Annotated in this window: 24 protein-coding genes, 1 tRNA gene, 1 pseudogene and 1 riboswitch; of the genes and pseudogenes, 15 read left to right on the top strand and 11 right to left on the bottom strand. The window is 73.0% G+C overall.

Going from position 1 to position 26,243, the window contains the following annotated elements; translation table 11 throughout:
* The first annotated feature begins 27 nt into the window (after positions 1-27).
* Positions 28-1,005 (top strand): ATPase BagA, encoded by a 978-nt coding sequence (bagA, locus tag Sfr03f_RS27800; RefSeq protein ID WP_108956960.1) that lies wholly within the window; start codon positions 28-30, stop codon positions 1,003-1,005.
* Positions 1,002-2,462 carry an ATPase BagB gene (gene bagB, locus Sfr03f_RS27795; protein ID WP_108956959.1) on the top strand — a complete coding sequence of 487 codons (1,461 nt, stop codon included), beginning with the start codon at positions 1,002-1,004 and terminating at the stop codon, positions 2,460-2,462. The genes bagA and bagB overlap by 4 nt, the downstream gene beginning before the upstream one ends.
* A gap of 238 nt (positions 2,463-2,700) precedes the next feature.
* Here the strand turns inward: bagB and Sfr03f_RS27790 are convergent, their stop codons facing one another.
* Complete coding sequence (locus Sfr03f_RS27790) at positions 2,701-3,042, bottom strand: WhiB family transcriptional regulator (RefSeq protein WP_174721671.1); 342 nt, start codon at positions 3,040-3,042, stop codon at positions 2,701-2,703.
* Between the two features lie 417 nt (positions 3,043-3,459).
* On the opposite strand from Sfr03f_RS27790, the gene Sfr03f_RS27780 reads away from it, so the two are divergent.
* The gene (locus Sfr03f_RS27780; RefSeq protein ID WP_108956957.1) at positions 3,460-5,784 is read left to right on the top strand and encodes a transglycosylase domain-containing protein; all 2,325 of its coding nucleotides are present in this window, start codon (positions 3,460-3,462) and stop codon (positions 5,782-5,784) included.
* 181 nt (positions 5,785-5,965) lie between these two features.
* Here the strand turns inward: Sfr03f_RS27780 and Sfr03f_RS27775 are convergent, their stop codons facing one another.
* A complete protein-coding gene (locus Sfr03f_RS27775; protein ID WP_108956956.1) occupies positions 5,966-6,430 on the bottom strand; it encodes a GatB/YqeY domain-containing protein in 465 nt (154 codons plus the stop codon).
* Positions 6,431-6,508: 78 nt separating this feature from the next.
* On the opposite strand from Sfr03f_RS27775, the gene Sfr03f_RS27770 reads away from it, so the two are divergent.
* The 10 genes and pseudogenes from Sfr03f_RS27770 to Sfr03f_RS27720 all read left to right on the top strand — a co-directional run bounded on the left by Sfr03f_RS27770 (position 6,509) and on the right by Sfr03f_RS27720 (position 14,920).
* Entirely contained in the window at positions 6,509-7,444 is a 936-nt protein-coding gene (locus Sfr03f_RS27770) for a metallophosphoesterase (protein ID WP_108957042.1), read from the top strand.
* Between the two features lie 206 nt (positions 7,445-7,650).
* Positions 7,651-8,424, top strand: coding sequence for a Pr6Pr family membrane protein (locus tag Sfr03f_RS27760; RefSeq protein WP_108956955.1), 774 nt, complete (start codon positions 7,651-7,653; stop codon positions 8,422-8,424).
* 35 nt (positions 8,425-8,459) lie between these two features.
* A tRNA-Pro gene (locus Sfr03f_RS27755) sits at positions 8,460-8,533 on the top strand.
* Positions 8,534-8,861: 328 nt separating this feature from the next.
* The gene (locus tag Sfr03f_RS27750) at positions 8,862-10,199 is read left to right on the top strand and encodes a TrkH family potassium uptake protein (protein WP_369693484.1); all 1,338 of its coding nucleotides are present in this window, start codon (positions 8,862-8,864) and stop codon (positions 10,197-10,199) included.
* Positions 10,192-10,890 carry a potassium channel family protein gene (locus Sfr03f_RS27745; RefSeq protein ID WP_245967799.1) on the top strand — a complete coding sequence of 233 codons (699 nt, stop codon included), beginning with the start codon at positions 10,192-10,194 and terminating at the stop codon, positions 10,888-10,890. Before Sfr03f_RS27750 ends, Sfr03f_RS27745 begins: the two co-directional genes overlap by 8 nt.
* Positions 10,891-11,099: 209 nt before the next feature.
* A complete protein-coding gene (locus Sfr03f_RS27740; RefSeq protein ID WP_108956953.1) occupies positions 11,100-11,648 on the top strand; it encodes a GNAT family N-acetyltransferase in 549 nt (182 codons plus the stop codon).
* 104 nt (positions 11,649-11,752) lie between these two features.
* Positions 11,753-11,938: riboswitch (cobalamin riboswitch) on the top strand.
* A 30-nt stretch (positions 11,939-11,968) separates the two neighbouring features.
* Positions 11,969-12,658, top strand: a pseudogene (locus tag Sfr03f_RS27735) (energy-coupling factor ABC transporter permease); the annotation flags it as partial.
* A 143-nt stretch (positions 12,659-12,801) separates the two neighbouring features.
* Complete coding sequence (locus tag Sfr03f_RS27730) at positions 12,802-13,251, top strand: energy-coupling factor ABC transporter substrate-binding protein (RefSeq protein WP_108956951.1); 450 nt, start codon at positions 12,802-12,804, stop codon at positions 13,249-13,251.
* Between the two features lie 5 nt (positions 13,252-13,256).
* Positions 13,257-14,009 (top strand): cobalt ECF transporter T component CbiQ, encoded by a 753-nt coding sequence (cbiQ, locus tag Sfr03f_RS27725; RefSeq protein WP_108956950.1) that lies wholly within the window; start codon positions 13,257-13,259, stop codon positions 14,007-14,009.
* 80 nt (positions 14,010-14,089) lie between these two features.
* Complete coding sequence (locus tag Sfr03f_RS27720; protein WP_170145173.1) at positions 14,090-14,920, top strand: energy-coupling factor ABC transporter ATP-binding protein; 831 nt, start codon at positions 14,090-14,092, stop codon at positions 14,918-14,920.
* A 40-nt stretch (positions 14,921-14,960) separates the two neighbouring features.
* On the opposite strand, the gene Sfr03f_RS27715 is transcribed toward Sfr03f_RS27720, so the two are convergent.
* Together Sfr03f_RS27715 and Sfr03f_RS27710 are read right to left on the bottom strand one after the other, a co-directional pair.
* Positions 14,961-15,359, bottom strand: a complete 399-nt coding sequence (locus Sfr03f_RS27715) for an ATP-binding protein (protein ID WP_245967798.1) — start codon at positions 15,357-15,359, stop codon at positions 14,961-14,963.
* 186 nt (positions 15,360-15,545) lie between these two features.
* Positions 15,546-17,384: a S9 family peptidase gene (locus tag Sfr03f_RS27710; RefSeq protein ID WP_108956947.1), complete on the bottom strand. Its 1,839-nt coding sequence runs from the start codon at positions 17,382-17,384 to the stop codon at positions 15,546-15,548.
* 192 nt (positions 17,385-17,576) lie between these two features.
* On the opposite strand from Sfr03f_RS27710, the gene Sfr03f_RS27705 reads away from it, so the two are divergent.
* Positions 17,577-18,488: an SURF1 family protein gene (locus Sfr03f_RS27705; RefSeq protein WP_108956946.1), complete on the top strand. Its 912-nt coding sequence runs from the start codon at positions 17,577-17,579 to the stop codon at positions 18,486-18,488.
* Positions 18,489-18,545: 57 nt separating this feature from the next.
* On the opposite strand, the gene Sfr03f_RS27700 is transcribed toward Sfr03f_RS27705, so the two are convergent.
* The 6 genes from Sfr03f_RS27700 to Sfr03f_RS27675 all read right to left on the bottom strand — a co-directional run bounded on the left by Sfr03f_RS27700 (position 18,546) and on the right by Sfr03f_RS27675 (position 24,083).
* Complete coding sequence (locus tag Sfr03f_RS27700; RefSeq protein ID WP_108956945.1) at positions 18,546-19,601, bottom strand: hypothetical protein; 1,056 nt, start codon at positions 19,599-19,601, stop codon at positions 18,546-18,548.
* 188 nt (positions 19,602-19,789) lie between these two features.
* Positions 19,790-20,488 carry a SigE family RNA polymerase sigma factor gene (locus tag Sfr03f_RS27695; RefSeq protein ID WP_108956944.1) on the bottom strand — a complete coding sequence of 233 codons (699 nt, stop codon included), beginning with the start codon at positions 20,486-20,488 and terminating at the stop codon, positions 19,790-19,792.
* A 323-nt stretch (positions 20,489-20,811) separates the two neighbouring features.
* The gene (locus tag Sfr03f_RS27690) at positions 20,812-22,089 is read right to left on the bottom strand and encodes an aspartate kinase (protein WP_108956943.1); all 1,278 of its coding nucleotides are present in this window, start codon (positions 22,087-22,089) and stop codon (positions 20,812-20,814) included.
* 327 nt (positions 22,090-22,416) lie between these two features.
* Positions 22,417-23,076: a DUF5063 domain-containing protein gene (locus tag Sfr03f_RS27685; RefSeq protein WP_108956942.1), complete on the bottom strand. Its 660-nt coding sequence runs from the start codon at positions 23,074-23,076 to the stop codon at positions 22,417-22,419.
* A complete protein-coding gene (gene recR / locus Sfr03f_RS27680; RefSeq protein WP_108956941.1) occupies positions 23,069-23,668 on the bottom strand; it encodes a recombination mediator RecR in 600 nt (199 codons plus the stop codon). The genes Sfr03f_RS27685 and recR overlap by 8 nt, the downstream gene beginning before the upstream one ends.
* Positions 23,669-23,738: 70 nt before the next feature.
* Entirely contained in the window at positions 23,739-24,083 is a 345-nt protein-coding gene (locus tag Sfr03f_RS27675) for a YbaB/EbfC family nucleoid-associated protein (RefSeq protein WP_108956940.1), read from the bottom strand.
* A gap of 473 nt (positions 24,084-24,556) precedes the next feature.
* Here Sfr03f_RS27675 and Sfr03f_RS27670 point away from each other — a divergent pair, with 473 nt between their 5' ends.
* The gene (locus tag Sfr03f_RS27670) at positions 24,557-25,432 is read left to right on the top strand and encodes an SLATT domain-containing protein (protein WP_245967796.1); all 876 of its coding nucleotides are present in this window, start codon (positions 24,557-24,559) and stop codon (positions 25,430-25,432) included.
* Between the two features lie 91 nt (positions 25,433-25,523).
* Here the strand turns inward: Sfr03f_RS27670 and Sfr03f_RS27665 are convergent, their stop codons facing one another.
* Positions 25,524-26,174, bottom strand: a complete 651-nt coding sequence (locus Sfr03f_RS27665; RefSeq protein WP_108956938.1) for a putative DNA-mimic protein — start codon at positions 26,172-26,174, stop codon at positions 25,524-25,526.
* Between the last annotated feature and the right edge of the window lie 69 nt (positions 26,175-26,243).

Here is a 26,243-nt window from a genome sequence, read left to right as displayed (position 1 = left end):
TGACCGCCAATGGTTAGGCTCGACGACGTGAGCAGGCTCCAGGTAGTCAGCGGCAAGGGCGGGACCGGGAAGACCACGGTCGCCGCCGCTCTCTCGCTCGCCCTCGCCACCGGCGGAAAACGCACCCTGCTGGTGGAGGTGGAGGGGCGTCAGGGCATAGCGCAGCTCTTCGGCACACAGGCGCTGCCCTACGAGGAACGGAAGATCGCGGTCGCCCCCGGCGGCGGTGAGGTGCACGCCCTCGCCATCGACCCCGAACTGGCCCTGCTGGACTACCTCCAGATGTTCTACAAGCTGGGCAGCGCGGGGCGGGCCCTGAAGAAGCTCGGCGCGATCGACTTCGCCACGACCGTCGCCCCGGGCCTGCGGGACGTCCTGCTGACCGGCAAGGCCTGCGAAGCCGTGCGCCGCAAGGACAAGGCCGGCCGCTTCGTCTACGACCACGTGGTGATGGACGCCCCGCCGACCGGCCGGGTCACCCGCTTCCTGAACGTCAACGACGAGGTGGCCGGGCTGGCCCGGGTGGGCCCGATACATCACCAGGCGCAGGCGGTGATGGGCGTCCTGAAGTCCCCGCAGACGCAGGTCCACCTGGTGACGCTGCTGGAGGAGATGCCGGTCCAGGAGACGGCGGACGGCATCGCCGAACTCCGCGCGGCCGACCTGCCGGTGGGCCGGGTGGTCGTCAACATGGTCCGCCCCGTCCTCCTCGACGGCGACGGGCTGGAGCTCGCCGGATCGGTGTCCCACGCCGAGGTGGCCCGGTCGCTCGCCGCGGCCGGACTCGGCGGGGCCCGGCGGGGCGGTGCGGCTGAGCGCCTGGTGGAGCCGCTGCTGCGGCAGGCCGAGGAGTACGCGGAGCGGTACACCCTGGAGCGCCGCCAACGGGAGGTCCTGGCGGGGGTCGGGCTGCCGCTCGCGGAGCTGCCCCTGCTGACCGACGGAGTCGACCTGGCCGGCCTGTACGGGCTGGCCGCACTGCTGCGGAACCAAGGGGTGTCATGAGGCCGGATCCCGAGCGCGAACTCGCCCTCGACCCGCTGCTCGACGATCCGGGAACCCGCATCGTCGTCTGCTGCGGGTCCGGCGGCGTCGGCAAGACGACCACCGCCGCGGCCCTGGGGCTGCGGGCCGCGGAGCGCGGCCGCAAGGTGGTCGTCCTGACCATCGATCCCGCCCGTCGCCTCGCCCAGTCGATGGGCATCGACCGGCTCGACAACACGCCCCGCCGGGTGCCCGGCATCGACGGCTCCGCGGGTGGCGAGCTGCACGCGATGATGCTCGACATGAAGCGCACCTTCGACGAGATCGTCGAGGCGCACGCGGACCCCGAGCGTGCCGCGGCCATCCTGGCCAACCCCTTCTACCAGTCGCTCTCCGCGGGCTTCGCCGGCACGCAGGAGTACATGGCGATGGAGAAGCTGGGGCAGCTGCGGGCCCGGGACGAGTGGGACCTGATCGTGGTGGACACGCCGCCCTCCCGCTCCGCCCTGGACTTCCTGGACGCCCCGGAGCGCCTCGGCTCGTTCCTCGACGGCCGGCTGATCCGGCTGCTCACCGCCCCGGCCAAGCTGGGCGGCCGGGCCGGCATGAAGGTTCTCAACGTCGGCATGTCGGTGATGACCGGCACCCTGGGCAAACTGCTCGGCGGTTCGCTGCTGAAGGACGTGCAGACCTTCGTGGCCGCCATGGACACCACGCTGGGCGGCTTCCGGGGCCGTGCCGAGGCCACCTACAAGCTGCTGCAGGCCCCCGGCACCGCCTTCCTCGTGGTGGCCGCGCCCGAGCGTGACGCGCTGCGCGAGGCGGCCTACTTCGTGGAGCGGCTGGCTGCCGAACGGATGCCGCTGGCCGGGCTGGTCCTCAACCGGGTCCACGGCAGCGACGCCGCCCACCTCTCGGCCGATCGGGCGACGGCGGCGGCGGAAACCCTGGTCGCGGAAAATTCGTCGTCCGGCCGAATTGTTGATCACACGAGCGGGAAAGCTGCGGGTAACTCGCCCGATACACAGAGCAGTTCCACGCTTCCTGCTCCTGACGGACCACCGGATCCAGGCTCCCCCGCCTCACCCCGGTCCGAGGTGCAGACCCTCATCACACAGGCCCCCGAGGCACAGGCCCCCGAGGCACAGGACGCCGAAACTCAGGACCCGACCGAGGTCGACCGGCTGACCGCCGGCCTGCTGCGTCTGCACGCCGAGCGCATGCGGATGACAGCTCGCGAGCAGCGCACCCGGGACGGTTTCACGGCCCTCCACCCGGACGTGCCGGTGACCGAGGTGCCCGCGCTGGCCGGCGACGTGCACGACCTCGCGGGGCTGCGGGACATCGGCGCACGACTGGCCGCGTCCCGTGCGGACTCCCCGGGACAGGCCGATGCGCCCGAGCGCGAAGACGAGCAGGCAAAGACGACGACACGGGAGGAAGCCTCCGCGCAGCAGGACGCGCCCGCGCAGACCTGATCCTCCAGGAGGCGGTCACCGCGGCGGCGTCCACGCAGCCCGATCCGCCACCTGGACAACCCAGCGCGCAGTAACGACGAGATCGACGACGAGAACGGCGAAGCGGCGGCCCGGGGTCACTGTCCGACCCCGGCTCCCGCCCTCCACGGCTGCCCGCACGGCGGCTCACCGCGACGCGGTGGTCAGCTCAACCGCACCCTCGCGTCACCGCACCCTCGCGTCACCGCACCGTCCGCGGTCAGCCCACCGCCGCGTAGGCCGCGTAGGCCTCGTCCGCCTCTTCGAGCGGCAGGATTCCCGCCTCCCGCTCGTACTCCATGCGCGCCGTCTCCAGCAGGCGACGCCAAGAGGTCACGGTCGGCCGGCGGCGCAGCAGCGCGCGGCGCTCCCGCTCCGTCATGCCTCCCCACACGCCGAATTCGACGCGGTTGTCCAGCGCGTCGGCCAGGCACTCCGTCCGCACCGGACATCCGGTGCACACCGCCTTGGCCCTGTTCTGCGCTGCTCCTTGAACGAACAGTTCATCCGGATCGGTAGTGCGGCAGGCCGCCTGCGCACTCCAGTCGGTAACCCAGCCCATACCGGCGCCGTCCTCTCCCGAATCGAGGCTCCCCCACGGCGGCAGCGGCATATGCACCGCCGCCAGTTGAGGACGTTACGGAAGGCGGACACAGTGCAACACCCCCGACGGGCCCAATCTTGAATGGCCCGAACGGACTATGGGTAAGCGGCAGATCACCCGCAGGAGTGGCCTGACGACAAAAGCCTCCTATGCGGCATCCCAGGACAAACCACTCGTAGCGCAAGGGGCATCGAGTGACACCGGAGGATGATTCGGGCATCCCCGGGAAGGAGTTCACGCGGTTCCGGAACGATCCGGGGCCGTAGGACGTCCCGACATACGGATCTACTGCTCGCACCGCTGTCGTGACAGCCGGGAGCAGCTTAGGCCAAGGCATTTACCCCTGTCCGGCAAACGAGAACGTAGGCTGCCCTCATGCCAAACAAGCGCTCGGGTGGAGGCCTCTCGCCAGTCCAGCAGGCCGCGAAGTTCCTCGGGATCAGCGTCCTCGCCGGCGGCGTGCTGGCCGGCATCGCCCTGCCCGCCTTCGGGACACTGGGCCTGGCGGCGAAGGGATCGGTCGAGAGTTTCGACGAGATCCCGGCGAACCTGAAGAGGCCGCCGCTCAGCCAGCGCACCACCATCCTCGACGCCGACGGCGGCAAGATCGCGACCGTCTACTTCCGCGACCGCACCGTGGTGCCGCTGAAGAAGATGTCCCCGCTCCTGCAGAAGGCGATCGTCGCCATCGAGGACGCCCGCTTCTACGAGCACGGGGCGGTCGACCTGAAGGGCGTGCTGCGCGCGCTCAACAGCAACGCGCGCAGTGGCGAGGTCACCCAGGGCGCGTCCACGCTGACCCAGCAGTACGTGAAGAACGTCTTCGTGGAGGAGGCGGGCGACGACCCGGACAAGGTCGCGCAGGCCACCCAGCAGACCCTGGGCCGCAAGATCCAGGAGCTGAAGTACGCGATCCAGGTGGAGGAGGAGCTCGGGAAGAAGAAGATCCTCGAGAACTACCTCAACATCACGTACTTCGGTCAGTCCGCCTACGGGGTCGAGGCCGCCTCGCAGCGCTACTTCTCGAAGTCCGCCGAGGACCTGGAGCTCCAGGAGGCCGCCATGCTGGCCGGCCTGGTCCAGTCGCCGACCCGCTACGACCCGATCAACAACCCGAAGACGGCCGAGGAGCGGCGCAACGTCGTCATCGACCGGATGGCCCAGGTCGGGGAGATCTCCCGGGCGCAGGCCGACGCGGCGAAGAAGAAGCCGCTGGGGCTGAAGATCCGCGAGCCCCGCAACGGCTGCATCACCTCCGCCAAGGGGGCCGGCTTCTTCTGCGACTACGTGCGCCGCGTCTTCCTCGACGACCCCGCCTTCGGCAAGGACCGTGAGACCCGCGCCAAGCTGTGGGCGCAGGGCGGCATGACGATCCGCACCACGCTGGACCCGCAGGCGCAGGAGTCCGTGCAGGCGTCGCTGAAGAGCCACGTGTACAAGGACGACAAGGTGGCCGCCGCGGCCACCATGGTCGAGCCCGGCACCGGGAAGATCCTGGCCATGGGGCAGTCGCGGCCGTACGGTTCGGACGCCAAGCGACACCAGACGGTGATCAACTACTCGGTCGACCAGGCCATGGGCGACAGCGGGGGCTTCCCGACCGGATCCACCTTCAAGCCGTTCCTCGCCGCCGCGGCGATAGAGGGCGGCCTGCCGCTGAACAAGGTCTACTCGTCGCCGAACAAGATGGCGTACCCGAAGGTGCAGGGCTGCAAGAGCAGCTACAACCAGGGCGAGATGACGCAGAACGAGGTCGAGTCGGAAGTCGGCCCGTACTCGCTGCAGGAGGCGATGAAGCTCTCCATCAACACCTACTTCGTGCAGATGGTCGGTGACCTCGGCCTCTGCCCGACGCTGGAAATGGTGGAGAAGATGGGCGTGCGCACCGGCGCGGGCAAGAAGCTGCCCGACGCGCAGCCGTCCGTCATCCTGGGCACCCAGTCGATCTCCCCTCTGACCATGGCCTCCGCGTACGCCACCTTCGCCTCGCGGGGCATGTACTGCACGCCGATCGCCATCGAGTCGGTCACGCAGAAGGTCGGCGAGAAGAAGAAGACCCTCGAGGTGCCGAAGTCGACCTGCGAACGGGCCATGGAGGAGCGGACCGCGGACGCGGTCAACACGCTGCTCTCCGGGGTCACCGACTCCGGAACCGGCGCCCGCGCGGGTCTGTCCGACCGCGACAACGCCGGCAAGACCGGCACCACGGACGCCCGGAAGAACGCCTGGTTCGTGGGGTACACCCCGAACCTCTCCTCGGCGGTGTGGCTGGGCGACCCGATGCAGCAGGAGGAGATGACCACCATCACCATCGGTGGCACCTACTTCGACAAGGTCTCCGGTGGCGCGGGCCCCGGCCCGATATGGCGGCAGGCGATGACGGGCGCGCTGCAGGGCAAGGACGCGCCGTCCTTCAACAAGGTGCACATCCCCGCCGACAAGCCGAAGGACAAGGACAAGGGCGACGACAAGCCCCGTGACGGTCTCTTCGGCGGCATGTTCGGCGGCGGCAACGCCACCGGCGGCAACGGTGGGACCGACGGCGGGATGACGACGAACGGCGGGACGACGACGGACGGCGGGCTCACCCTCGGCGGCCTGACCGGCGGCGACCTCACCGGAGGCGCCACGGGCACCGACCCGACCACCACCGGCGGCTTCGTCCGGGGCAACGACAACGGCGGTGGCAACGGGCCCTGAGGCCTGCTCCCCGCCACTCCCCCGGCAAGGCACGGCCCCCGGGCCCGCCCTTCACGAGCGGCGTGACGGCACTCGGCCCCTCACCGCACGACGCGGTGAGGGGCCGAGTGCCGTAATGGCGCGGGGCGTGCCCGTACGCGGGCCGGGGAGCCCGGGTACGGGCACTCGCAGGCGCGGGAGGTCAGCCCAGGAGGCGGGACTTCACCGCGGCGGCCACCCGGCCGCCCTCGGCACGCCCGGCGACCTTCGGGTTCACGATCTTCATGACCTGGCCCATGGCCTTGGGGCCCTCGGCGCCGGCCGCCCGGGCCTCCTCGACCGCCTGGGACACGAGCTCGTTCAGCTCGTCGTCGCTCAGCTGCTGGGGCAGGTACTCGGCGAGGACCTCGCCCTCGGCCTTCTCCCGCTCGGCGCTCTCGGCGCGGCCGCCCTGCGCGAACGCCTCCGCGGCCTCGCGGCGCTTCTTCGCCTCACGGGTGATCACCTTGAGGATCTCGTCGTCGGAGAGCTCGCGCTTCTCCGTACCCGACACCTCCTCCTTGGTGATCGCGGTCAGGGTGAGGCGGAGCGTCGAGGAGCGCAGCTCGTCGCGCCCCTTGATCGCCGCGTTGAGGTCTTCCTGCAGCTTCGACTTGAGCGTGGTCATGGCTTGATTGTCGCAGGTGTGTCGCAGCGAACGCCCCTTGATTTACGGTCCTGCGGGCACCCTGAGACGATGGACGGCATGCGCGCGCTCTACAAGGTCCCCCTCGGCATCACCGCGGCGGCTGCCGCGGGTCTCGTCTACTCCGCCGGGTTCGAGGCCCGTGCGTTCCGGCTGCGACGGGTGACCGTTCCGGTCCTGCCCGCCGGGATGCGCCCGCTGCGCGTCCTGCAGATCTCCGACATCCACATGGTCAGCGGGCAGCGCAAGAAGCAGCGCTGGCTGCGGTCGCTGGCCGGGCTGCGGCCCGACTTCGTCATCAACACCGGCGACAACCTCTCCGACACCGAGGGCGTGCCGGAGGTGCTGGACGCGCTGGAGCCGCTGATGGAGTTCCCGGGGGCGTACGTCTTCGGCTCCAACGACTACTACGGCCCCAAGCTGCGCAACCCCGCCAAGTACCTGGTCGAGAAGGTCCAGGGCAAGCACGGCCTCAACGGTAACGAGCCCGCCACCGGCGCGATCCACAACCCCTGGGAGGGGCTGCGGGACGCGTTCGACGAGGCGGGCTGGCTGAACCTCACCAACACCCGCGGCACGCTGAAGGTCGACGGCGTCTCGGTCGAGCTGACCGGGCTGGACGACCCGCACATCAAGCGGGACCGGTACGACGAGGTCGCGGGCGGCCCGTCCGGCGCGGCGGACTTCGCGATGGGCGTCGTGCACGCGCCCTACCTGCGCTCGCTGGACGCGTTCACCGAGGACGGCTATCCGCTGGTCCTCGCCGGCCACACGCACGGCGGGCAGCTCTGCATCCCGTTCTACGGGGCCCTGGTCACCAACTGCGACCTCGACACCGACCGGGTGAAGGGCCTGTCCACCCACACCGCCGGCGGCAACACGTCCTTCCTCCACGTCTCGGCGGGCTGCGGGGCCAACCGGTACACCCCGTTCCGGTTCGCCTGCCCGCCGGAGGCGACGCTGCTGACGCTGGTCGCGGAGGACTGGGCGCGCTGACCCGCAGCACCGCAGCGCGCCGACCCGCAGACCGGCGACCCGCGACCGGCGACCGCCGACCGCCAACCGCCAACCGCCAACCGCCAACCGCCAACCGGCGACGCAGTACCGCACGACCGGGACGCCGCACCACTTCCGTGGTGCGGCGTCCCTCGTTCGGCCGCACGGAATCGCCCGATATGCCCAGTTACGCCTAGCGTGAGGGCATGACCGCTCCCATACCGAGGGACATACCGGGCCTCCCCGCCGTTCCGGGCTGGGCCAAGCTGATGCCGTCGTACGTCCCGCCCACAGCCGTCATACCTCCGGCCCGCCGACCCCTGACCGCCCTGTTCCGCCTGGGCACCGCCCTGGCCGCGGCGGGCGGCGCGACCGTCTGCGTGGTGCTGGGCCGCCCGCTGCAGGCGCTCAACCACTTCACCGTGCAGGCCAACATCCTGCTGGCCCTGGTGCTCGCCGTCTCCGCCCAGCGCGCCTGGAGCGCCGGCCGCCCCGTGCGCCCCGCCCTCACCGGCGCCGCGCTGCTCTACGTCCTGCTGGCCGCCCTGGTGCACGCCTTCGCCGTCCCGGGACGCCCCGTCTTCTCCGACCCCGGCCCCGGCGGCCGCTGGGGCCTCGCGGCGGCCCTGGTGCTCACCGTGGTCACGCCGCTCGCCGCCCTGCTGGACTGGCTGCTGCTGACCGCCCCCCGCACCCTGCGGCTCCGCCACGCCACCGCCTGGCTGCTCTACCCCCTCGTCTACCTGGGCCTCGCCCTCGGCGGGAGCGCCCTGCTGCCGGCCGACGCGCCCGGCCGCGCCCCCTTCCCCTTCCTCGACGCCGCGCGCAACGGCACCCTCGGCCTGGTCGGCAACGCCCTGCTGTTCGGCCTCGCCTGCTACGGCCTGGGCGTCCTGCTGGTCGCGGTCGACCACCTGTGCCCCGGCTTCGTCCGCTGCCGCCCGAAAACCGGATTTCGCCTCAGGCCGCCGGTGGGCTAAAGTAAACGTCGTCGCCGCGGGAACGCGGAGATGATCGGGGTGTAGCGCAGCTTGGCAGCGCGCTTCGTTCGGGACGAAGAGGTCGTGGGTTCAAATCCCGCCACCCCGACAGCCAAACAGAAGGTCGGGCTCTACTCGGTTGAGTAGAGCCCGACCTTTTGCGTTGACGCGGACCCGGCCGCCGGCCATCGACGTCGCTGCGGACGGCTCCCCCCCGGTCGGGGGAAAGGGCGCGGCAGACGGCAGGTTCCGGCGCGAGGGGGCCGGGGAGGTGTGCCTACCGTCGGCGGGTGAGACGAGTCGCGGTGCCGGCCCCGGCGGGCGGACCGGAGGAGCCGGGCCGGCCGGGTGAGGAGAAAGCCCGCCCGGGCCGCCCGGGTGGAGGGCCGGCAGGGCCACGGTGGTGGCGCGGGCCGGGGCGGCGGCGTGGGCCGCGGCTGAGGCCACGGCCGCGGCTGAGGCACCCCGCGCAGGTGGTCGTCGCCGGCTTCGCCGCCGCCGTCGCGGTCGGCACGGGACTGCTGATGCTGCCCGCCGCGACGGCCGGACCCGGCGGCGCCGGGCTGCTGGAGGCGCTGTTCACCGCCACGTCCACCGTGTGCGTGACCGGTCTCGTCGTGGTGGACACCGCCTCGTACTGGAGCGGCTTCGGGCACGTGGTGATCCTCGGGCTCGTCCAGGTCGGCGGCTTCGGGATCATGACGTCCGCCTCCGTGCTGGTCCTGCTGGTCTCCCACCGGATGGGGCTGCGGGCGCGGATGACCGCGGCGACCGAGACCAGGTCGCCGGGGCTCGGGGACATCCGCGCGGTGGTGACCGGCGTGGTGAAGGCCGCCCTGGCCGTCGAGGCGGTGACCGCGCTGGTGCTGACGCTGCGGTTCGCGGCCGGCTACCACGAGCCGTGGCCGCGGGCGGTGTGGCTGGGGGTGTTCCACGGCGTCTCGGCGTTCAACAACGCCGGTTTCGCCCTGTACTCCGACAGCCTGATGTCGTTCGTCACCGACCCGTGGATCTGCGTGCCGATCGCGTTGGCGATCATCGCCGGAGGGCTCGGCTTCCCCGTGCTGTTCGAGGTGCGACGCCGGTTCCGTGCGCCCCGCGCCTGGTCGGTGCACACCAGGATCGCGCTCTGCGGCACCGGCCTCTTCCTGGTCGGCGGCTGCGCCTTCGTCACCGCGGTGGAGTGGTCCAACCCCGCGACGCTGGGCCCGCTGGACGCCTCCGGGAAACTGCTGGCCGGGTTCTTCCAGGGGGCCACGCCCCGCACCGCGGGGTTCAGCAGCGTCGACCTGGCCGCGCTGCACCCGGTGAGCCTGCTCGGCATGGACGTGCTGATGTTCGTCGGCGGCTCCAGCGCGGGCACGGCCGGCGGCATCAAGGTCACCACGTTCGCGGTGCTGTTCTTCGCGTTGTACACGGAGATCCGCGGAGAGAGCTCGGTGAACGTCTTCGGCCGGCGCCTGTCCGCGCCGCTGCTGCGCCAGGCGCTGACCGTGGCGCTGCTGTCGGTGGCCGCCGTCGTCCTCTCCACCGTGGTCTTCATGCTCTTCTCCGAGCACGGTCTCGACCGGTCGCAGTTCGAGGTCGTCTCGGCCTTCTCCACCACCGGGATGTCCACCGGCATCACCGCGCGCCTGCCCGTCGGTCTGCAACTCCTGCTGGTGGCGCTGATGTTCGTCGGCCGGCTCGGACCGGTCACCGTCGCGTCCGCGCTCGCCCTGCGCCACCGCGTCCGCCTGTACGACCTTCCCGAGGAGCGTCCCGTCATTGGCTAGGAAGCTCGTGCCCAGCAGGCGGCGGAGGCGGCGCGCCGGTCACCGGGACGCCGTGGTGGTCATCGGCCTCGGACGGTTCGGCCGCGCCGTCGCCGAGGCACTGGTCGAGACGGACACCGAGGTCCTGGGCATCGACGCCGGCCCGGACGTGGTGCAGGCGCTGTCCGGGTCCCTGACCCACACCGTGCGGGCGGACTCCACCAAGGAGGACGCCCTGCGGCAACTGGGCGTGCAGGACTTCGACCGGGCCGTCGTCGCCATCGGCTCCAACCTGGAGGCCAGCATCCTCACGGCCTCGCTGCTGGTCTCCTTCGGCATCAAGCACGTCTGGGCCAAGGCGACCAGCGAGGAGCACGGCCGCATCCTCTCCCAGCTCGGCGTCCACCACGTCGTCCTGCCCGAACGCGACATGGGGCAACGGGTCGCCCACCTGGTGCGCGGCCGCATGCTCGACTACATCGAGTGGGAGGAGGGCTTCGCCATGATCAGGACCAACCCGCCGGCCGGCATCGTCGGCATCCCGCTGGGCGAGAGCGACATCCGCTCCCGCTACGGGCTGACCGTCGTCGCCGTCAGACGCCCCGGCGAGGGCTTCACCTACGCGACTCCCGCGACGGTCGTGGGGCCGGCGGACACGATCATCGTCGCCGGCGGCACGCGGGAGACGGAGCGGTTCAGCGAGCTGCGGTGAGGGACCCGGACGGCCGGGTGGCCGCCCGGGCACGGCCGGCTGTCAGAGGCGGCGGGGCGGCGGCGGGGTTCGTGATCCGAAAATCGGACTGACATCCGGTCGGGATGGAGGATTGGATGCACCCCGTGGGCTTCCCCGCCCGCGGCACTCGCGCACCCGGCACCGGTGCGCACCAGCGTCTTCCCGACCAGGCCAGGAGGTCACCCCGCATGAGCCACGACGCGTCGCCCTTTCCCGCACGGATGGAGCTGACCGGGGAGGGACTGGTCCTCCGCGACTGGACGGAGGACGACCTGGCCGCGATGCCGGCCCTGTTCGACCACCCGGACATCGCCTACTGGACGCCGATCGTCTCGCCCTTCGACGAGGCGGCCGCGCGCGCACGCCTGGTGCGCACCCGCGAGCTGCGGGCCGAGGGAACGACCATCCTGCTGGCCATCACGGTGGACGGCGGGGAGCCGCTCGGCGAAGTGATGCTGCGCCGCGCGCCGGAGGGCGTGGAGATCGGCTACGCGGTGGGTCCGGCGCACCGCGGGCAGGGGCTGGCGGCGCGGGCGGTGCGCATGATGGCGGCGTACGCCTTCGAGGAGCTGGGGGCGGAGCAGGTGATCCTCGAGCTGGAGGCGGAGAACGCGGCGAGCGTCGGCGTGGCCACCAGGGCCGGATTCCGGTTGCTGGACGTGCCGCTGATCGAGGGTGAGGAGAAGGGGCGGCCCTACGTCCTGCAGACCTGGGGGCTCGACCGCGGGCAGGCCTGAGCCCGCCCCTCGGCCCGTCCGGCGCCCGCGGGGCGGGACGCGTCGGGCGGTCGCGGCCACCGGTGGCCGGATCGGGCTCGCTTGTCAGTGGGTGTGATGCCGGATTACTGTCACAAGGTCTTGGTGAACGGGAAATCCGGTGTGATGCCGGTGCGGCCCTCGCCACTGTGATCGGGAAGTCCGGCTCCGGCCCTCGCGGGCAGCCACTGGGTCCTCACGGACCCGGGAAGGCGGAGCACGGGCGTGTGGTACCCGTCAGCCAGGAGACCGGCCAAGGCGCGTCGTCCATCCACGAGGTGCTGGAGAGGGTCTGCTGAGCCATGCACATAGCCGAGGGGTTTCTTCCTCCGGCGCACGCGATCGCCTGGGTTGCCGCGTCTGCGCCGTTCGTCGTCCACGGAGTTCGTCAACTCACCCGTGAGGTGAGGGAACATCCCGAGAGCACGCTGCTCCTGGGAGCTTCGGGCGCGTTCATGTTCGTCCTGTCGGCACTCAAGTTGCCGTCGGTCACCGGTAGTTGTTCGCACCCCACCGGGAGCGGGCTGGGGGCGGTGCTGTTCCGGCCCCCTGTGGTGGCGGTGCTCGGCACCGTCACGCTGTTGTTCCAGGCGCTGTTGCTCGCCCACGGCGGGCTCACCACGCTCGGCGCCAACGTCTTCTCGATGGCCGTGGTCGGCCCCTGGGCGGGGTACGGCGTGTACCGGCTGGCCCTGCGGTGCGGGGCGCGGCTCGCGGTGGCGGTGTTCTGCGCGGCGTTCGTCGCCGACCTCAGCACCTACTGCGTGACCAGCGTGCAGCTGGCGCTGGCCTTCCCCGACCCGGTGGGCGGATTCCTGGGCGCGCTGGGCAAGTTCGGGTCCATCTTCGCGGTCACGCAGATCCCGCTGGCGGTGAGCGAGGGGCTGCTCACGGTGCTGGTGGTGCGGCTGCTCGCACAGTCGAGTGCGGGTGAGCTGGCCCGGCTGGGCGTGCGGACCGGCGGGCTCCGCAAGGCCGGGACGGAGGCGGAGACGGAGAACGGGACGGACACCGGGGCGGAAGCCGGGACGGGAACCGGTCCGGACACCGGGGCGGAAGCCGGGACGGGAACCGGTCCGGAGACCGGGGCGGAAGCCGGTACGGAAACCGCTACGGGCACCGGGGCGGTGGCGCGATGAGCCGGAACCTGCGGATCAACCTGCTGCTGGTGCTGACCGTGGTCGCGGTGGCGGTCCTTCCGGTGCTCCTCGGCATGGGCGACCACAAGCCCGAGCCGTTCACCGGGGCGGACGCCGAGGCGGAGGTGGCGATCCAGGAGATCAACCCGGACTACCGCCCCTGGTTCTCGCCGGTGTACGAACCGCCGTCCGGGGAGATCGAGTCGGGGCTGTTCGCGCTGCAGGCGGCGGTCGGGGCGGGAGTCGTCGCCTACTGCCTGGGCCTGTGGCGCGGGCGGCGGCAGGGCGAGGCCCGGGCGGCGGCAGCCGCGCGCGCCCCGTCGGACCCCGCCGGGGACGGAACTCCGGCCACCCCCGTGGTCGTGGACGCGGACGCTCAGGCCCCGGCGGGGTCCGGGCTCGCCGCGCGCGGTGTTCCGGACGACGCCGACTCCGGGCGGGTCTGACGCCTGTGCTGTCGATCGACGCGGCGGCGCACAGCAGTCGCTGGCGCCGCCGTCATCCTGTGGACAAGGCGGTGCTCGGGTTCGGGCTCACGCTGCTCGCCGTCGCGCTGCCGCCGTGGCCCGGCGCCCTGCTGGTGCTGGTGACCGCGCTGGTGGTGCTGCTGGGGCCCGCGCGGGTGCCGGCCGGGCGGCTGTGGCGGGCCTACCGCGCACCGCTCGGGTTCTGCGTCACCGGCGCGGCGACCCTGCTGGTGCGGGTCGGCGGGCCGGACGGCGCGCTGCTGGGTCCGGCGCCCGACGGGGCGCTGCGGGCCGGTGAACTGCTGCTGCGGAGCTCGGCGGCCTCGCTGGGCGTGCTGGTGTTCGCGTTCACCACGCCGATGTCGGACCTCCTGCCCCGCCTGGTGCGGGCGGGGGTTCCGGCGGCGGTGGTGGACGTGGCGGTGGTGACGTACCGGATGGCGTTCCTGCTGCTCGACTCGGTGCGGCAGGTCAGGCAGGCGCAGGCGGCGCGGCTCGGGCACCGGACCAGGTCCGCGGCCTGGCGGTCGCTGGGCGGTCTGGGGGCGACCGCGTTCGTGCGGGCCTTCGACCGGGCGGGCCGCCTGCACACCGGGCTCGCCGGACGGGGGTACGACGGGACGCTGCGGGTCCTCGTCCCGCCCACCCGGGTGTCCCGGGGCTTCGTCGGCGCGAGTGTCGCGCTGCTGACCGCGATCGTCGTGCTCGACGCCGCGCTGGAAGGACGTCTGTCGTGAACGGGAGCAGCGCAACACCCGGGGGCGGCGCGGCCCCGGCCGACGGCCGCGCCACGCCGGGCGGCGGGGCTCCGACGCCGCTGGTCGCCCTGCGGGACGTCTCCTTCGGGTACGAGGACGGCCCCCGCGTGCTCGACGGCCTCGGCTTCGAGGTCCACGAGGGCCGCGCACTGGCCCTGCTCGGGCGCAACGGCAGCGGGAAGACGACGCTGATGCGGCTGCTCACCGGGGGGCTGCGACCGCGGTCGGGGCGGGTGGAGCTGGAGGGCCGGCCGGTGTCCTACGACCGTGCCGGGCTCACCCGGCTGCGGTCCGCCGTGCAGCTGGTCGTGCAGGATCCGGACGACCAGCTGTTCGCGGCGTCGGTCGCGCAGGACGTGTCGTTCGGGCCGCTGAACCTGGGGCTGCCGGAGGAGGAGGTCAGGGCGCGGGTCGACGAGGCGCTCGCCGCGCTGGACATCACCGGGCTGGGCGAGCGTCCCACCCACCTGCTGTCCTACGGGCAGCGCAAGCGGGCGGCCGTCGCGGGGGCGGTGGCCATGCGGCCGCGGGTGCTCGTGCTCGACGAGCCGACGGCGGGCCTGGACCCCGACGGGCAGGAACGGCTCCTGGCGACGCTGGAGGCGCTGCGGCGCGGGGGCACCACGGTGATGATGGCCACCCACGACGTGGACCTGGCGTTGCGGTGGGCGGACGACGTCGCGCTGCTGACCCCGACGGGCGTGCGGGCGGGGCCCGCCGGGGAGTTGCTGGCGCGGGCCGAGGCGCTGCGGGAGGCGGGCCTGCGGATGCCGTGGGGGGTCGCGGTGGGGGCGGTCCTGCGGGGACGCGACGGCGGGGCGGGCGCGGGCTTCGTCCCGCGCACCGCGGAGGAGCTGGCCCGGTGGGCGGCGGAGGAAGGCCGGGCGTAGTCCCGTCCCCCGGGGGGCCGCGAGGCCCCGCCGCCCCGGCTCAGTGGGTCTTGAGCTCCGCCCAGACGATCTTGCCGAGCGGCTGGCGCGGCCGCGAGCCCCAGCGGACGGCCAGGGCGTCCACCAGGTGGAGGCCCCGCCCCGCCTCGTCCTCCGGCGCGGCCGGCGGGGCGACGGCGGGCGGCGGGGTCTCGGAGGCGTCGATCACCTCGACGCGGGCGAGGCCGCCGGGTTCGTCGACGGTGAGCCGGAGCGCGAAGTCCCGCCCCGGCACGCGACCGTGGCGCACCGCGTTGGCGGCCAGCTCACCGACCAGCAGGGCGACCGCGCAGGACAGGTCGGACGTCGGCGGGAACCCCCACTCGGCGAGCCGGCGCACGGCGCAGTGCCGGGCCTGCCGGGCCCCGCGCGGCGAGGACCTGAACTGGGAGGCGAACACGAGGGGTTCGGCGCACCCGGGCCCCCCGGCCGGCGGCGCGTGCCGCTCGGACACGCGCCGCCGGGGGTTCTGGTGGGAACTGGTCGAATCTGTGAGCACGGCCTATCCGTATCCCGCACGCGGGGCGTTGACGCATCGGAGAGTGAACGAAAGGTGACTTTACGTATACCGACGCGTCCTCGGCCACTACGGACGGTTCGCGGACCCGCCCGGCAGGTGCCGTGCCGCGAAGTCCAGTTCGAGCCGGACCTGCTTGATGCGCTCGTCGACCACCAGCGAGCCGTGCCCCGCGTCGTAGCGGTAGACCTCGTGGACCGCCCCGCGGCCCTCCAGGCGCTTGACGTAGTTCTCGACCTGCCGGATCGGGCAGCGCGGGTCGTTCACCCCGGCCGAGATGTAGACCGGCGCGGTGACCCGGTCGACGTAGGTGATCGGGGACGACGCCTCGAAGCGCTCCGGGACCTCCTCCGGGGTGCCGCCCAGGAGCGTGCGGTCCATGGCCTTCAGCGCCTCCATCTCGTCGTGGTACGCCGTCACGTAGTCGGCGACCGGGACGGCGGCGATGCCGACCGCCCACGCCTCCGGCTGGGTGCCCAGGCCGAGCAGGGTGAGGTAACCGCCCCAGGAGCCGCCGGTCAGGACCAGGCGGCCGGGGTCGGCGAGGCCCGAGGAGACGGCCCACTCGCGGACCGCGGCGATGTCCTCCAGCTCGATCAGGCCCACGCGGTGCTTGAGGGCGTCCGTCCACTCCCGGCCGTAGCCGGTGGAGCCGCGGTAGTTGACCCGGACCACCGCGTACCCGTGGTCGACCCAGGCGGCGGGACCGGCGGCGAAGGCGTCGCTGTCGTGCCAGGTGGGGCCGCCGTGGATCTCGAATACGGTGGGCAGCGGGCCCGTCGTGCCGGCCGGCTTCTGCACCAGGGCGTGGATGCGGCCTCCGGGGCCCTCCACCCAGACGTCCTCCACCGGCACCGACTCCGGGGCCTTCATGCCGGGCGGGTCGAGCACCACGCGGCCGGAGGTGGAGCGCACCACCGGGGGCCGGGCCGCGGAGGACCACAGGTACTCCACGCTGCCGTCGGGGCGCGCGGTGGCGCCGGAGACCGAGCCGGGCGGCGTGTCGATCTCCTCCAGGGCGCGGCTCGCCAGGTCGTAGCGGAACAGCTCGCTGCGGGCCTCGAAACTGTGCGCGATCAGCAGCGCGGAGCCGTCCGGGTACCACTCGGCGCTCACGTCGCCGGGCAGTTCCAGGGCCAGGTCGGTCTCCTCGCCGGTCGCGACGTCCCAGACCATGGGCTCCCACCGGCCTCGGCGCTGGTGGCCGACGAGCAGCCGGGTGTCGCCGTCGACCGGGGCGAAGCCGAGGACCTCCAGGCCCAGTTCGACGGTGCCGGCCTTGGTGTCGTCGAGCTCGGCGACGGTGCTGCCGTCGGGGCGCAGCACGCGCAGGGCGGAGTGCATGGCGTCGCCGTGCTCGGTGTGCTCGACGGCGATCAGCGAGCCGTCATGGGAGAGGTCGCCGACACCGGCCGACTCCGGGTGCCGGTAGATCTCGACCGGGTCCTCGCCGTCCCGGGCCAGGTGGATGGTGGTGCCCTCGTCGTCGGCGGAGCGGCCGACCACGGCGGTGCGGCCGTCCCTGCCCAGGGCGAGACCGGCCGGGTAGGAGGGCTCCAGGCCGGGGACGGCCTCCTCGTCGGGGCCGCCGTGGAACGGCTGGCGGCGCCAGACGCCGAACTCGTCGCCGTCGGTGTCGTCGAACCACCAGATCCAGGCGCCGTCGGGGGTCAGCGTGCCGTCCGTGGTGCCGTTGGGGCGGTCGGTGACCTGGCGCTGGGCGTCGGTGGCGCGGTCCCAGGCGTACAGCTCGTAGGTGCCCGTCGCGTTGGAGACGAACAGGGAGCGGTCGGGGGCGTCCTCCGCCCAGTCGGGCAGGGACACGCGCGGGGCCCTGAACCTCTTCTCCCAGTCGGGCATGGTCGTGGGCGTCTCCGGGGCGTCGGCGCGGCCGGTGGTGTCAGTCATGGCCCCATAGTGCCTGCTCGGCACACCCGGGTGCGGAGCGGTGCGGGCAGTGGTGCGGGCGGCCGCGCGGGCAGGGGTTCGGGCAGCCGCGCGGGCGGCGGTCCGGACGGCCGTGCCCGGAGGGCTCCCGGCGGCCGTGCGGGCGGGCGGCCCGGCCCCGGGGACGGGGCGGGGTCCCGGTACCGTGGGGGCGTGTACCGGTTCCTGCTGACGCCCCGCTGGTGGGGGATCAACGTCTTCGTGCTGCTCGCCGTGCCGTTCTGCGTGTTCATGGGGACATGGCAGCTGGACCGGTTCGAGACCCGGGTGGACGGCCACCGCGACGCGACGGCCCAGGCCGCCGAGGACCGCAAGGCCGACCCGAGCACCGCGCGGCCGCTGGCCGAGCTGCTCCCCGTCGACAAGGAGACGGTCGGCGACCAGGCCGTCGTCACCGGCCGGTACGGCGAGCAGCTGCTGGTGCCGGACCGTGAGGTGGACGAGCGGCGCGGCTCCTACGTGCTGACCATGCTGCGCACCGGCGACGGCAGGGCCCTGCCCGTGGTGCGCGGCTGGCTGCCCGGTACGCCCGACCCGGCCGACGCGCCCGCTCCGCCCGAGGGGGAGGTCACGGTGACGGGGGCGCTGCAGGTCTCCGAGGTGCCCGGCCAGAACGGCGTGCCCGCGGCCGGCGGTCTGCCCGCGGGGCGGACCGGCGCGATCAGCGCCGCCTCGCTGGTGAACCTGGTGCCGTACGACGTGTACGACGCCTGGATCGTGCTCAACAAGGGCGACGCGGGCATGAAGGCGGTGCCGCCCGCGGCCGCGCCCGGCAGCGGGCTGGACCTGAAGGCCTTCCAGAACCTCGGCTACACCGGCGAGTGGTTCGTCTTCGCCGGCTTCGTGGTCTTCATGTGGTACCGGCTGCTGCGGCGTGAGGCGGAGTTCGTCCGGGACGCCGAGCTCGGCATCCTGCCCGAGGACGCCGGGGAGGCGCACGTCCCCCACGACGCCCACGACGCCCACGACGCCCGCCCCGCCGCGAGCCCCGAGGACGCCGCCGCAGCCGCCGGGCAGGCCCCGGACACGCAGGAGCGGCGGGAGTCCGCTCCCGCCGCCTCCTGATCCGCTCACTGCGGCCCGGACGATCCGGCCCGGACGATCCGCCCGGGCCGCGGGGCCTCAGCTGCCCGCGAGGATCCCCGTCCGGTACACGGTGCCCGCGCACGCGCCCGGGACCGTCACCGAGGCGGCCGCGCCGGCGGCGTCCGCGCCCTGCGGGCGGTAGCTGACCACGACGCTGCCGTCCGTGTTCACCTGGCTCTTGCCCAGCTGCGTCGTCACGCCGTCCTCGGTGCCGCCCTCGTTGCCCGTCGAGCCGACCCGGCCGTCGGTGCTGCCGCCCACGGTGGGGGGCGCGCTGGTGCCGCCGTCCTGGCCGCCCGTGGCGTCGCCGCCACCGCCGTCCGTCCCGCCGGACGTGGTCGGGGACTCGATCGGGTCGTCCGTGGGGCAGGCGCCGGAGGCGACCCAGGAGACGCGGATCTGGTAGGAGGCCCCGGGGCCGAGCAGCAGCCGCTCGTACTCCGGCTGGTCGCCGGCCTGCCGGACGACGCTGATCCGCGCCGGGTCGGCCGCGCCCAGGGCGCTCACCGAGACGGTGCCCGGGTCGCTCACCGAGCAGCCCGCGATCGAGGAGTTGTACACGCGGAAGACGCCCGAGACGCTGCCGTCGGCGCCGACCGGGCCGAGCTCGCCGACCGGGGCCGACAACTGGGCGGCCGTGCAGGTGGGTGCGGACGCCGGGGCGCTCGCGTCGGCGCCCGCGTCCTTGCCGCCCTTGCTGTCGCCGCCCCGGGACTCGAGGTCCTCGGTGACCCCCGGCAGGCCGGGGAGCGCGGTGCCGGCCGAGACGCCCATGTGCAGGTCGTCGCCCTGGCCGCCCTGGACCTCGGTGCGGCCCGAGACGTGTCCGGCGCGCACGTCCTCGGCGGAGCCCGCCGTGGAGACGTGCACCGCCGCGGGGACGGCCGTGCCGGCGAAGAGGGCGGCCGCCGCCATGCCCACCAGGGCCTGGCGCTTGCGGGCCCGCCGGGCGGGCACCGCGTGCCGCAGGTACTCCAGGGTGTCGTCACTGGGCTCGAGGACGTCGACGGCCTGGTGGAGCAGGCGTCGCAGCTCCGCCTCGTCCGGACCGAGCCCGGACCCGAGGCTCTGTTCGTCGGGGCGTTCGTTCACAGGTTCGTTCCCACCGTGCGGTTCGTGCGGGCTGGGTTGCGGGCCGGGCTTGCTCGGGCTCTGCGCCGCCGGACCGTTGTCCGACGGGAGCCAAGGATGCCAGGAGTGACGGGTGCGGCGTACCCGTGACGGCCGGGATCGGCCGAAAGCGGTGCGCCGCGCCAGGTCGTCGGGATCCTCGGGACCGGTCATGCGGTCGCTCCCATCGCGACGCGCAGGGCGGCGATGCCGCGGGAGCCGTAGGCCTTCACCGAGCCCACGGATATGCCCAGTGTCTCGGCGACCTGCGCCTCGGTCATGTCGGAGAAGTAGCGCAGCACCAGCACCTCTCGCTGGCGGCGCTGCAGCCCCTTCATGGCCTTGATCAGGGAGTCGCGCTCGAGCTGGTCGTAGGCGCCCTCCTCGGCGCTGGCCATGTCGGGCATCGGCTTCGACAGCAGCTTCAGGCCGAGGATGCGGCGGCGGAGCGCGGAGCGGGACAGGTTGACGACGGTCTGACGCAGGTAGGCGAGCGTCTTCTCCGGGTCGCGGACCCGGCGGCGGGCCGAGTGGACCCGGATGAACGCCTCCTGCACCACGTCCTCGCAGGACGCGGTGTCGTCGAGCAGCAGCGCGGCGAGGCGCAGCAGCGACCGGTAGTGCTCCCGGTAGGTCGCGGTGAGGTGGTCGACCGTGGTTCCGGCCTCGGGCACCGCCTCGGAGGAGCCGGTGGCCTGGGACGGCATGAGGCCGTCACCCTGCCGGGGAGCGGGTACACGTGCGCGGCGCGCCGACGGCATGGGCGCGATCACCGGCATGCCGCCCGGCGTACCGCCGGGTCTGGGGGACCGGCGAGGGCGCAGGCCGGCGTTGCGCGCCGCCACGGGGAACTCGAGAACCTCTGCCACGCCCGTTGGACGTCCCGACCCCCCCGAGGGTTGTACGCCCTCGTCGAACCCGTCCCGAAATTCTTCATGCCCCGCTCTTCCCCAATACGTCGACCGTCCCCGGACCGTCCCCCCGGCCGCCCTGACAGCGAAAGGGAAATCTTCGGACGCGGCGGCGGCCGAGGCAAGAGGTGTCGGCCGGTCCGCACACGCGTCCGCCCCGATCATATAAAGCACATGGCCGCCGGCCAGGGGTTTCTTCGCCCGGAGAAAGCGGACGAGGCCCCCCTTTCCTCACCCAAGGACGAGGAAAACGGGGCCCCGGTTCCAGCGAGGACGCAGCGTCAGCGTCCGGTGCCGCCGTAGACGACGGCCTCGTCGCTGTCCGAGTCGAGACCGAAGGCGGAGTGCACGGCGCGCACGGCCTCGGCGACCACGTCGGCGCGGGTGACCACCGAGATCCGGATCTCCGAGGTGGAGATCAGCTCGATGTTGACGCCGGCCCGGCTGAGCGCGTCGAAGAAGTCGGCGGTGACGCCCGGGTTGGTCTTCATGCCGGCGCCGACGAGGGAGATCTTGGCGATCTGGTCGTCGTAGCGCAGGGAGTCGAAGGCGATGGCGGTGCGCGCCTTCTCCAGCGCCTCGATGGCCTTGGGGCCGTCGGACTTCGGCAGCGTGAAGGAGATGTCCGTCAGGCCCGTGGAGGCCGCCGAGACGTTCTGCACGATCATGTCGATGTTGATCTCCGCATCGGAGATCGCGCGGAAGATCGCCGCGGCCTCGCCCGGCTTGTCGGGCACGCCGACGACCGTGACCTTGGCCTCGGAGGTGTCATGGGCGACACCGGAGATGAGCGCCTGCTCCACCTGCTGCTCCCCTTGCTCAATGGGCTCGTTGCTGACCCAGGTGCCGGGCAGCCCGCTGAAGGACGACCGCACGTGGATCGGGATGTTGTAGCGGCGGGCGTACTCCACGCACCGGTGGAGCAGCACCTTGGACCCGGACGAGGCCAGCTCCAGCATGTCGCCGAAGGAGATCCAGTCGATCTTCCGGGCCTTCTTGACCACGCGCGGGTCGGCGGTGAACACGCCGTCGACGTCGGTGTAGATCTCGCAGACGTCCGCGTTCAGCGCGGCGGCGAGGGCGACGGCCGTGGTGTCCGAGCCGCCGCGGCCGAGGGTGGTGATGTCCTTGGTGTCCAGGCTGACGCCCTGGAAACCGGCGACGATCGCGACGTTGCCCTCGTCCACGGAGGCCTGGATGCGACCCGGCGTGACATCGATGATGCGTGCCTTGTTGTGGACCGAGTCGGTGATGACACCCGCCTGGCTGCCGGTGAAGCTCTGGGCCTCCTGGCCCAGGCTTTTGATCGCCATGGCCAGCAGCGCCATGGAGATCCGCTCTCCGGAGGTCAGCAGCATGTCGAGCTCGCGGCCGGCAGGGATCGGCGAAACCTGCTCGGCGAGATCGATCAGCTCGTCCGTCGTGTCGCCCATCGCGGAGACCACGACAACCACCTGGTTGCCGCTCTTCTTCGTCTCCACGATCCGCTTGGCGACGCGCTTGATGCCCTCGGCATCGGCTACGGAGGAGCCTCCGTACTTCTGCACGACAAGGCCCACGTGCGCTCCTCGCTCGCTTCCGTCTCTAGCCGCGCGCACAGGTGTGCGGCGGTCGATTCAGTCTAACGAGCGGCTGAAAATCCCATCCGGTCAACCGGATGATGAGATGTCCCGTTCGTGTGCCGCCGCCCGCAGGTGACCGGGGCGGCTCCCGCACCGCCCCGGCCGGGGCGCGCCTCCCCCGGACGGGTGACGGTAAACCCCTGAGCAGGCCGTATGGCTCACCTCACGTGCCGCGCGGCTCCGTTCACACCGCCGCGCGGCCCACCTCGTGCGCCGTGCGATTCACCTCGTGCGCCGTGCGATTCACCTCGTGCGCCGCGCGGCTCACTTCACGCGGCGCAGGCCCAGCGGGCCGGCGATCTCCTGGAACATGACCTCGCCCGCGGCCTCCGCCAGCGCCTCCTCCTCGAGGTGCTCGTCGGTGTCCAGTCCGTCCAGCGCCTCCAGGGGCTGGTTGAGCCGGACGTGCGCGACCACGGACTGCAGGGCCCGCAGGGCCCCCGAGGCCATCGCGCCCCAGTTGGAGAGGTACGAGAACTGCCACCACCACAGCGCCTCGGTCACCCGGCCGGCGCGGTAGTGCGCCATGCCGTGGCGGAGGTCGGTGATGACTCCGGCGAGGTCGTCGGAGATCCGGGCCGGGACCGGCGCGCGGCGCGGCTGGTACGGGTCGAACACCTCGGAGTAGACGTCGACCGGGTCCAGCATCTCCGCCAGCCGCTCGCGCAGCTCGTCGACGTCGGGCTCGGGGCCCAGGTCGGGCTCGTAGCGCTCGTCCGGCACGATGTCCTCGTGCGCGCCGAGGCGGCCGCCGGCCAGCAGCAGCTGGGAGACCTCCAGCAGGAGGAAGGGGACCGCCGAGTCGGGCTCGTCGCCCCGCGCGACCTCGGTGACCGCGACCAGGAAGCTCTCGACCTGGTCGGCGATCTGGACCGCGAAGTCGCTCGGATCCATCGCGCTGGAATGCAGCGTTGCGTCAGACATCTAGGAGTCGTCTCCCCTCGAAGGCGCGGCCGAGGGTGACCTCGTCCGCGTACTCCAGGTCGCCGCCCACCGGGAGGCCGCTGGCCAGGCGGGTGACCCTGAGGCCCATGGGCTTGATCATGCGGGCGAGGTACGTCGCCGTGGCCTCGCCCTCCAGGTTGGGGTCGGTGGCGAGGATCAGCTCCGTGACGCTGCCGTCGGCGAGCCGCGCGAGCAGCTCCCGGATCCGCAGGTCGTCGGGGCCGACCCCCTCGATGGGGCTGATGGCTCCGCCCAGCACGTGGTAGCGGCCGCGGAACTCACGGGTCCGCTCGATCGCCACCACGTCCTTGGGCTCCTCCACCACGCAGATGACGGCGAGGTCGCGCCGGGGGTCGCGGCAGACCGCGCACTGCTCCTCCTGCGCGACGTTCCCGCAGGTGACGCAGAAGCGGACCTTGGCCTTGACCTCCATGAGGGCCTGGGCGAGCCGGCGGACGTCCGTCGGCTCGGCCTGCAGGATGTGGAAGGCGATGCGCTGCGCGCTCTTGGGACCGACGCCGGGGAGTCTTCCCAGCTCGTCGATCAGGTCCTGGACCACGCCCTCGTACAACGCCCTGCCTGCCTTCCTCGGGGCTCCCGGCGGAGCCGCCCTCTGCGTACGGTAGTCGCCGCCCCCCGGGTCAGAAAGGCAGACCCGGGATACCGCTGCCGCCGCCCAGCCCCTCGGCCAGCGGACCCAGCTTGCGGGACTGCAGCTCCTGGGCGTTGTCGTTGGCGGCCTTCACCGCGGCGACCACCAGGTCGGCGAGGGTCTCGGTGTCCTCCGGGTCCACCGCCTTGGGGTCGATCACCAGGGCGCGCAGCTCGCCGGAGCCGGTGACGGTGGCCCGCACCAGGCCGCCGCCCGCCTGACCCTCGACCTCCGTGTTCGCCAGTTCCTCCTGGGCGCGGGCCAGGTCCTGCTGCATCTTCTGGGCCTGCTGCAGCAACTGCTGCATGTTCGGCTGGCCACCACCGGGAAACACGATTCAGCTCCCTGAGCTCGCTGGGCCGGCGCGGTCCGCGCCGGGCACGACGGTTGCGACACGGCGACACGACGAAAAGCCGACGCGTCGATACGTCACGGACACGTCTGTCCTGAGAAGGCGGAAAGATTCACCCCTCTTGCACGAGCCTACGCGGTCGACGCGATGGCCGCTCCGTCACACTTTCGGGTGAGCGTGTCGAGGGTCCTGCGCCTGTTGAAAGGCCACTTACGGGCGGATCCGTGGTTCAAACCGCTGCCTGTGCCACTCGTTGGGGGGTAGGAAGGGTGCCGACACGCGGAGCACGCCACGTGATCACCGCGTCACGCAGAGTGCCGACGGGGTGCCGGATCCGGTCACGCGGCCGGAGGCCGGCCGTGGCCCGGACCGCGGGGGCGGCGACGGCGGGCGCGGGCAGGCGCCCGCCGGGCGAGTCGGCAGTGATCGTTTACAGGTGTTTGGGGAGTAGCCGGGTGAGTCAGCCGGAGATGCCGGAGAGCGGGTCCGAGGAACCGCCGCCGTCGCCGTCGCGTGAGGGCGGACGGTCCGACGCGCCGTCGGGCGCGGGCGGACGGCCGGCCGGCGCCCGGACCGGCGGGGCGCGCACCGGCGGCCGGACGGGCGTCGGGCGCGCCGGTCCGGGCAGGCCCGGTGCGCCGGGGGCGCCGGGCCTGCCGGGGGACCTGCTGGGGCGGCCCTTCCCGCAGGGCGACTGGGAGGTACCGGCCCGGCGGCTGGACGAGCTGTACCGGTGGGTCGAGCGGTGCGCGCTGGAGACCTCCGCCTGGTACCTCGCCGACCGGATCTGGAAGCGGCGCGCGGCCCGGGCGCTGCGCGGCGGCGCGGCCACGGGGGCGGTGCTCGCGGCGGGGCTCCCGCTGCTGGACCTCGCCGAGGTGATGGACGGCGCGGCCCCCTGGGGGTACCTGTCGCTGCTGCTGTCCCTCGCCTGCGTGAGCGCGGACCGCTTCTTCGGGGTGACCTCGGGCTGGATGCGGGACATGGCCACGGCGCAGGCGGTGCAGCGGCGGCTGCAGGCCCTGCAGTTCGACTGGGCCTCGGAGAACGTGCGCGAGGTGCTGGGCCCCACGGAGGGCACGGCCGGCGACGCGGCGGAGCGGTGCCTGGGGGTGCTGCGGAGGTTCTCCGAGGACGTCACGGAACTGGTGCGGGCCGAGACGGCGGACTGGATGGGCGAGTTCCGGCGGGGCGACGTCCCCGCGGCGGCCCGGGGCGCCGCCGACGGGGGCCGCAGCGAGGTGGCCGTCCCGGTGGGCGGCGCGGGCCGCTTCTCCCTGGCCGCGCCCCGGCCCAACATGCCGCGTCAGCGCCCCCCGGAGCCGCGGTGACCCACCCCACGGCGGTGGCGCGACGGCGTCGGTGCGGTGGCCCCACGGCGCCGGGAGGGCGGGCCGCCGGCAGCCGGCGGCCAACCGGGCGTCAGCTGAAGACGATCATCGAGCCCTGGCCCAGGCTGCGGATCGCCGCCGCGTGCAGCCCCAGCCACACGTGGCGTTCCCGGGCGAACGGGCTCGGGTCGTACGGCGCGGGGTCGGCCGGCTGCTCCAGCTCGGTGGGGGCGGACGGCGGCGCCGGGGCGGCGGGCGGGTTGGCGGGGTCGATCCCCAGGGCCGGCGCGACGAACTCCAGGTCGCGCAGCAGCCCGTGCGAGGACCCGAGCGGTCCGCCGCCCTCCAGCAGTTCGTCGTTGACCAGCGGGTACGGGAAGTCCACCGGCAGGTACGCGCCGGCGTGGTCGTAGTGCCAGACCAGGTGGGACTGCTGCGCCGTGGTCTCGAACATCTCCAGCAACTGTTCGTAGTCGCCGCCGAGTTCGTCGACCGGCGTGACCGGCAGCCCGCAGGCCTGGAGCAGGTAGACCCGGCGCAGGAAGTGCAGCGCCTCGTAGTCGAAGCCGGCGACCGGGGCGACGTCGCCCGTGACCCCCGGCGTGTACTGGTGGATCGGCACCGGCTGCGCACCGATGGCCATCAACGCCCGGTCGTAGACGGCGAGTTCCTCGGCGAAGGGGTTGTCCGGGGTGTGGCACAACACGTCGACGAGCGGGACCAGCCACAGGTCACAGGCCAAAGGACGACTCCTCGGGTCAAGGGTGGAAGGGGAAGCGTAGTGGGTGCGGGACCGGTGGGGCCCGTGCAG

Origin of the sequence: Streptomyces fragilis (genome assembly GCF_003112515.1) — a bacterium.
In the GTDB taxonomy this organism is placed as follows: Bacteria; Actinomycetota; Actinomycetes; order Streptomycetales; family Streptomycetaceae; genus Streptomyces; species Streptomyces fragilis.
Note: the sequence above shows the minus strand (reverse complement) of the source record. Positions and strands in the feature narration are given on the sequence as shown.

Excerpts from the sequence above, each read along its gene's own strand:
- bagB (WP_108956959.1), top strand. The coding sequence starts at position 1,002 with ATGAGGCCGGATCCCGAGCGCGAACTCGCCCTCGACCCGCTGCTCGAC.
- Sfr03f_RS27790 (WP_174721671.1), bottom strand. The coding sequence starts at position 3,042 with ATGGGCTGGGTTACCGACTGGAGTGCGCAGGCGGCCTGCCGCACTACC.
- Sfr03f_RS27780 (WP_108956957.1), top strand. The coding sequence starts at position 3,460 with ATGCCAAACAAGCGCTCGGGTGGAGGCCTCTCGCCAGTCCAGCAGGCC.
- Sfr03f_RS27775 (WP_108956956.1), bottom strand. The coding sequence starts at position 6,430 with ATGACCACGCTCAAGTCGAAGCTGCAGGAAGACCTCAACGCGGCGATC.
- Sfr03f_RS27770 (WP_108957042.1), top strand. The coding sequence starts at position 6,509 with ATGCGCGCGCTCTACAAGGTCCCCCTCGGCATCACCGCGGCGGCTGCC.
- Sfr03f_RS27760 (WP_108956955.1), top strand. The coding sequence starts at position 7,651 with ATGACCGCTCCCATACCGAGGGACATACCGGGCCTCCCCGCCGTTCCG.
- Sfr03f_RS27740 (WP_108956953.1), top strand. The coding sequence starts at position 11,100 with ATGAGCCACGACGCGTCGCCCTTTCCCGCACGGATGGAGCTGACCGGG.
- Sfr03f_RS27730 (WP_108956951.1), top strand. The coding sequence starts at position 12,802 with ATGAGCCGGAACCTGCGGATCAACCTGCTGCTGGTGCTGACCGTGGTC.
- Sfr03f_RS27710 (WP_108956947.1), bottom strand. The coding sequence starts at position 17,384 with ATGACTGACACCACCGGCCGCGCCGACGCCCCGGAGACGCCCACGACC.
- Sfr03f_RS27685 (WP_108956942.1), bottom strand. The coding sequence starts at position 23,076 with ATGTCTGACGCAACGCTGCATTCCAGCGCGATGGATCCGAGCGACTTC.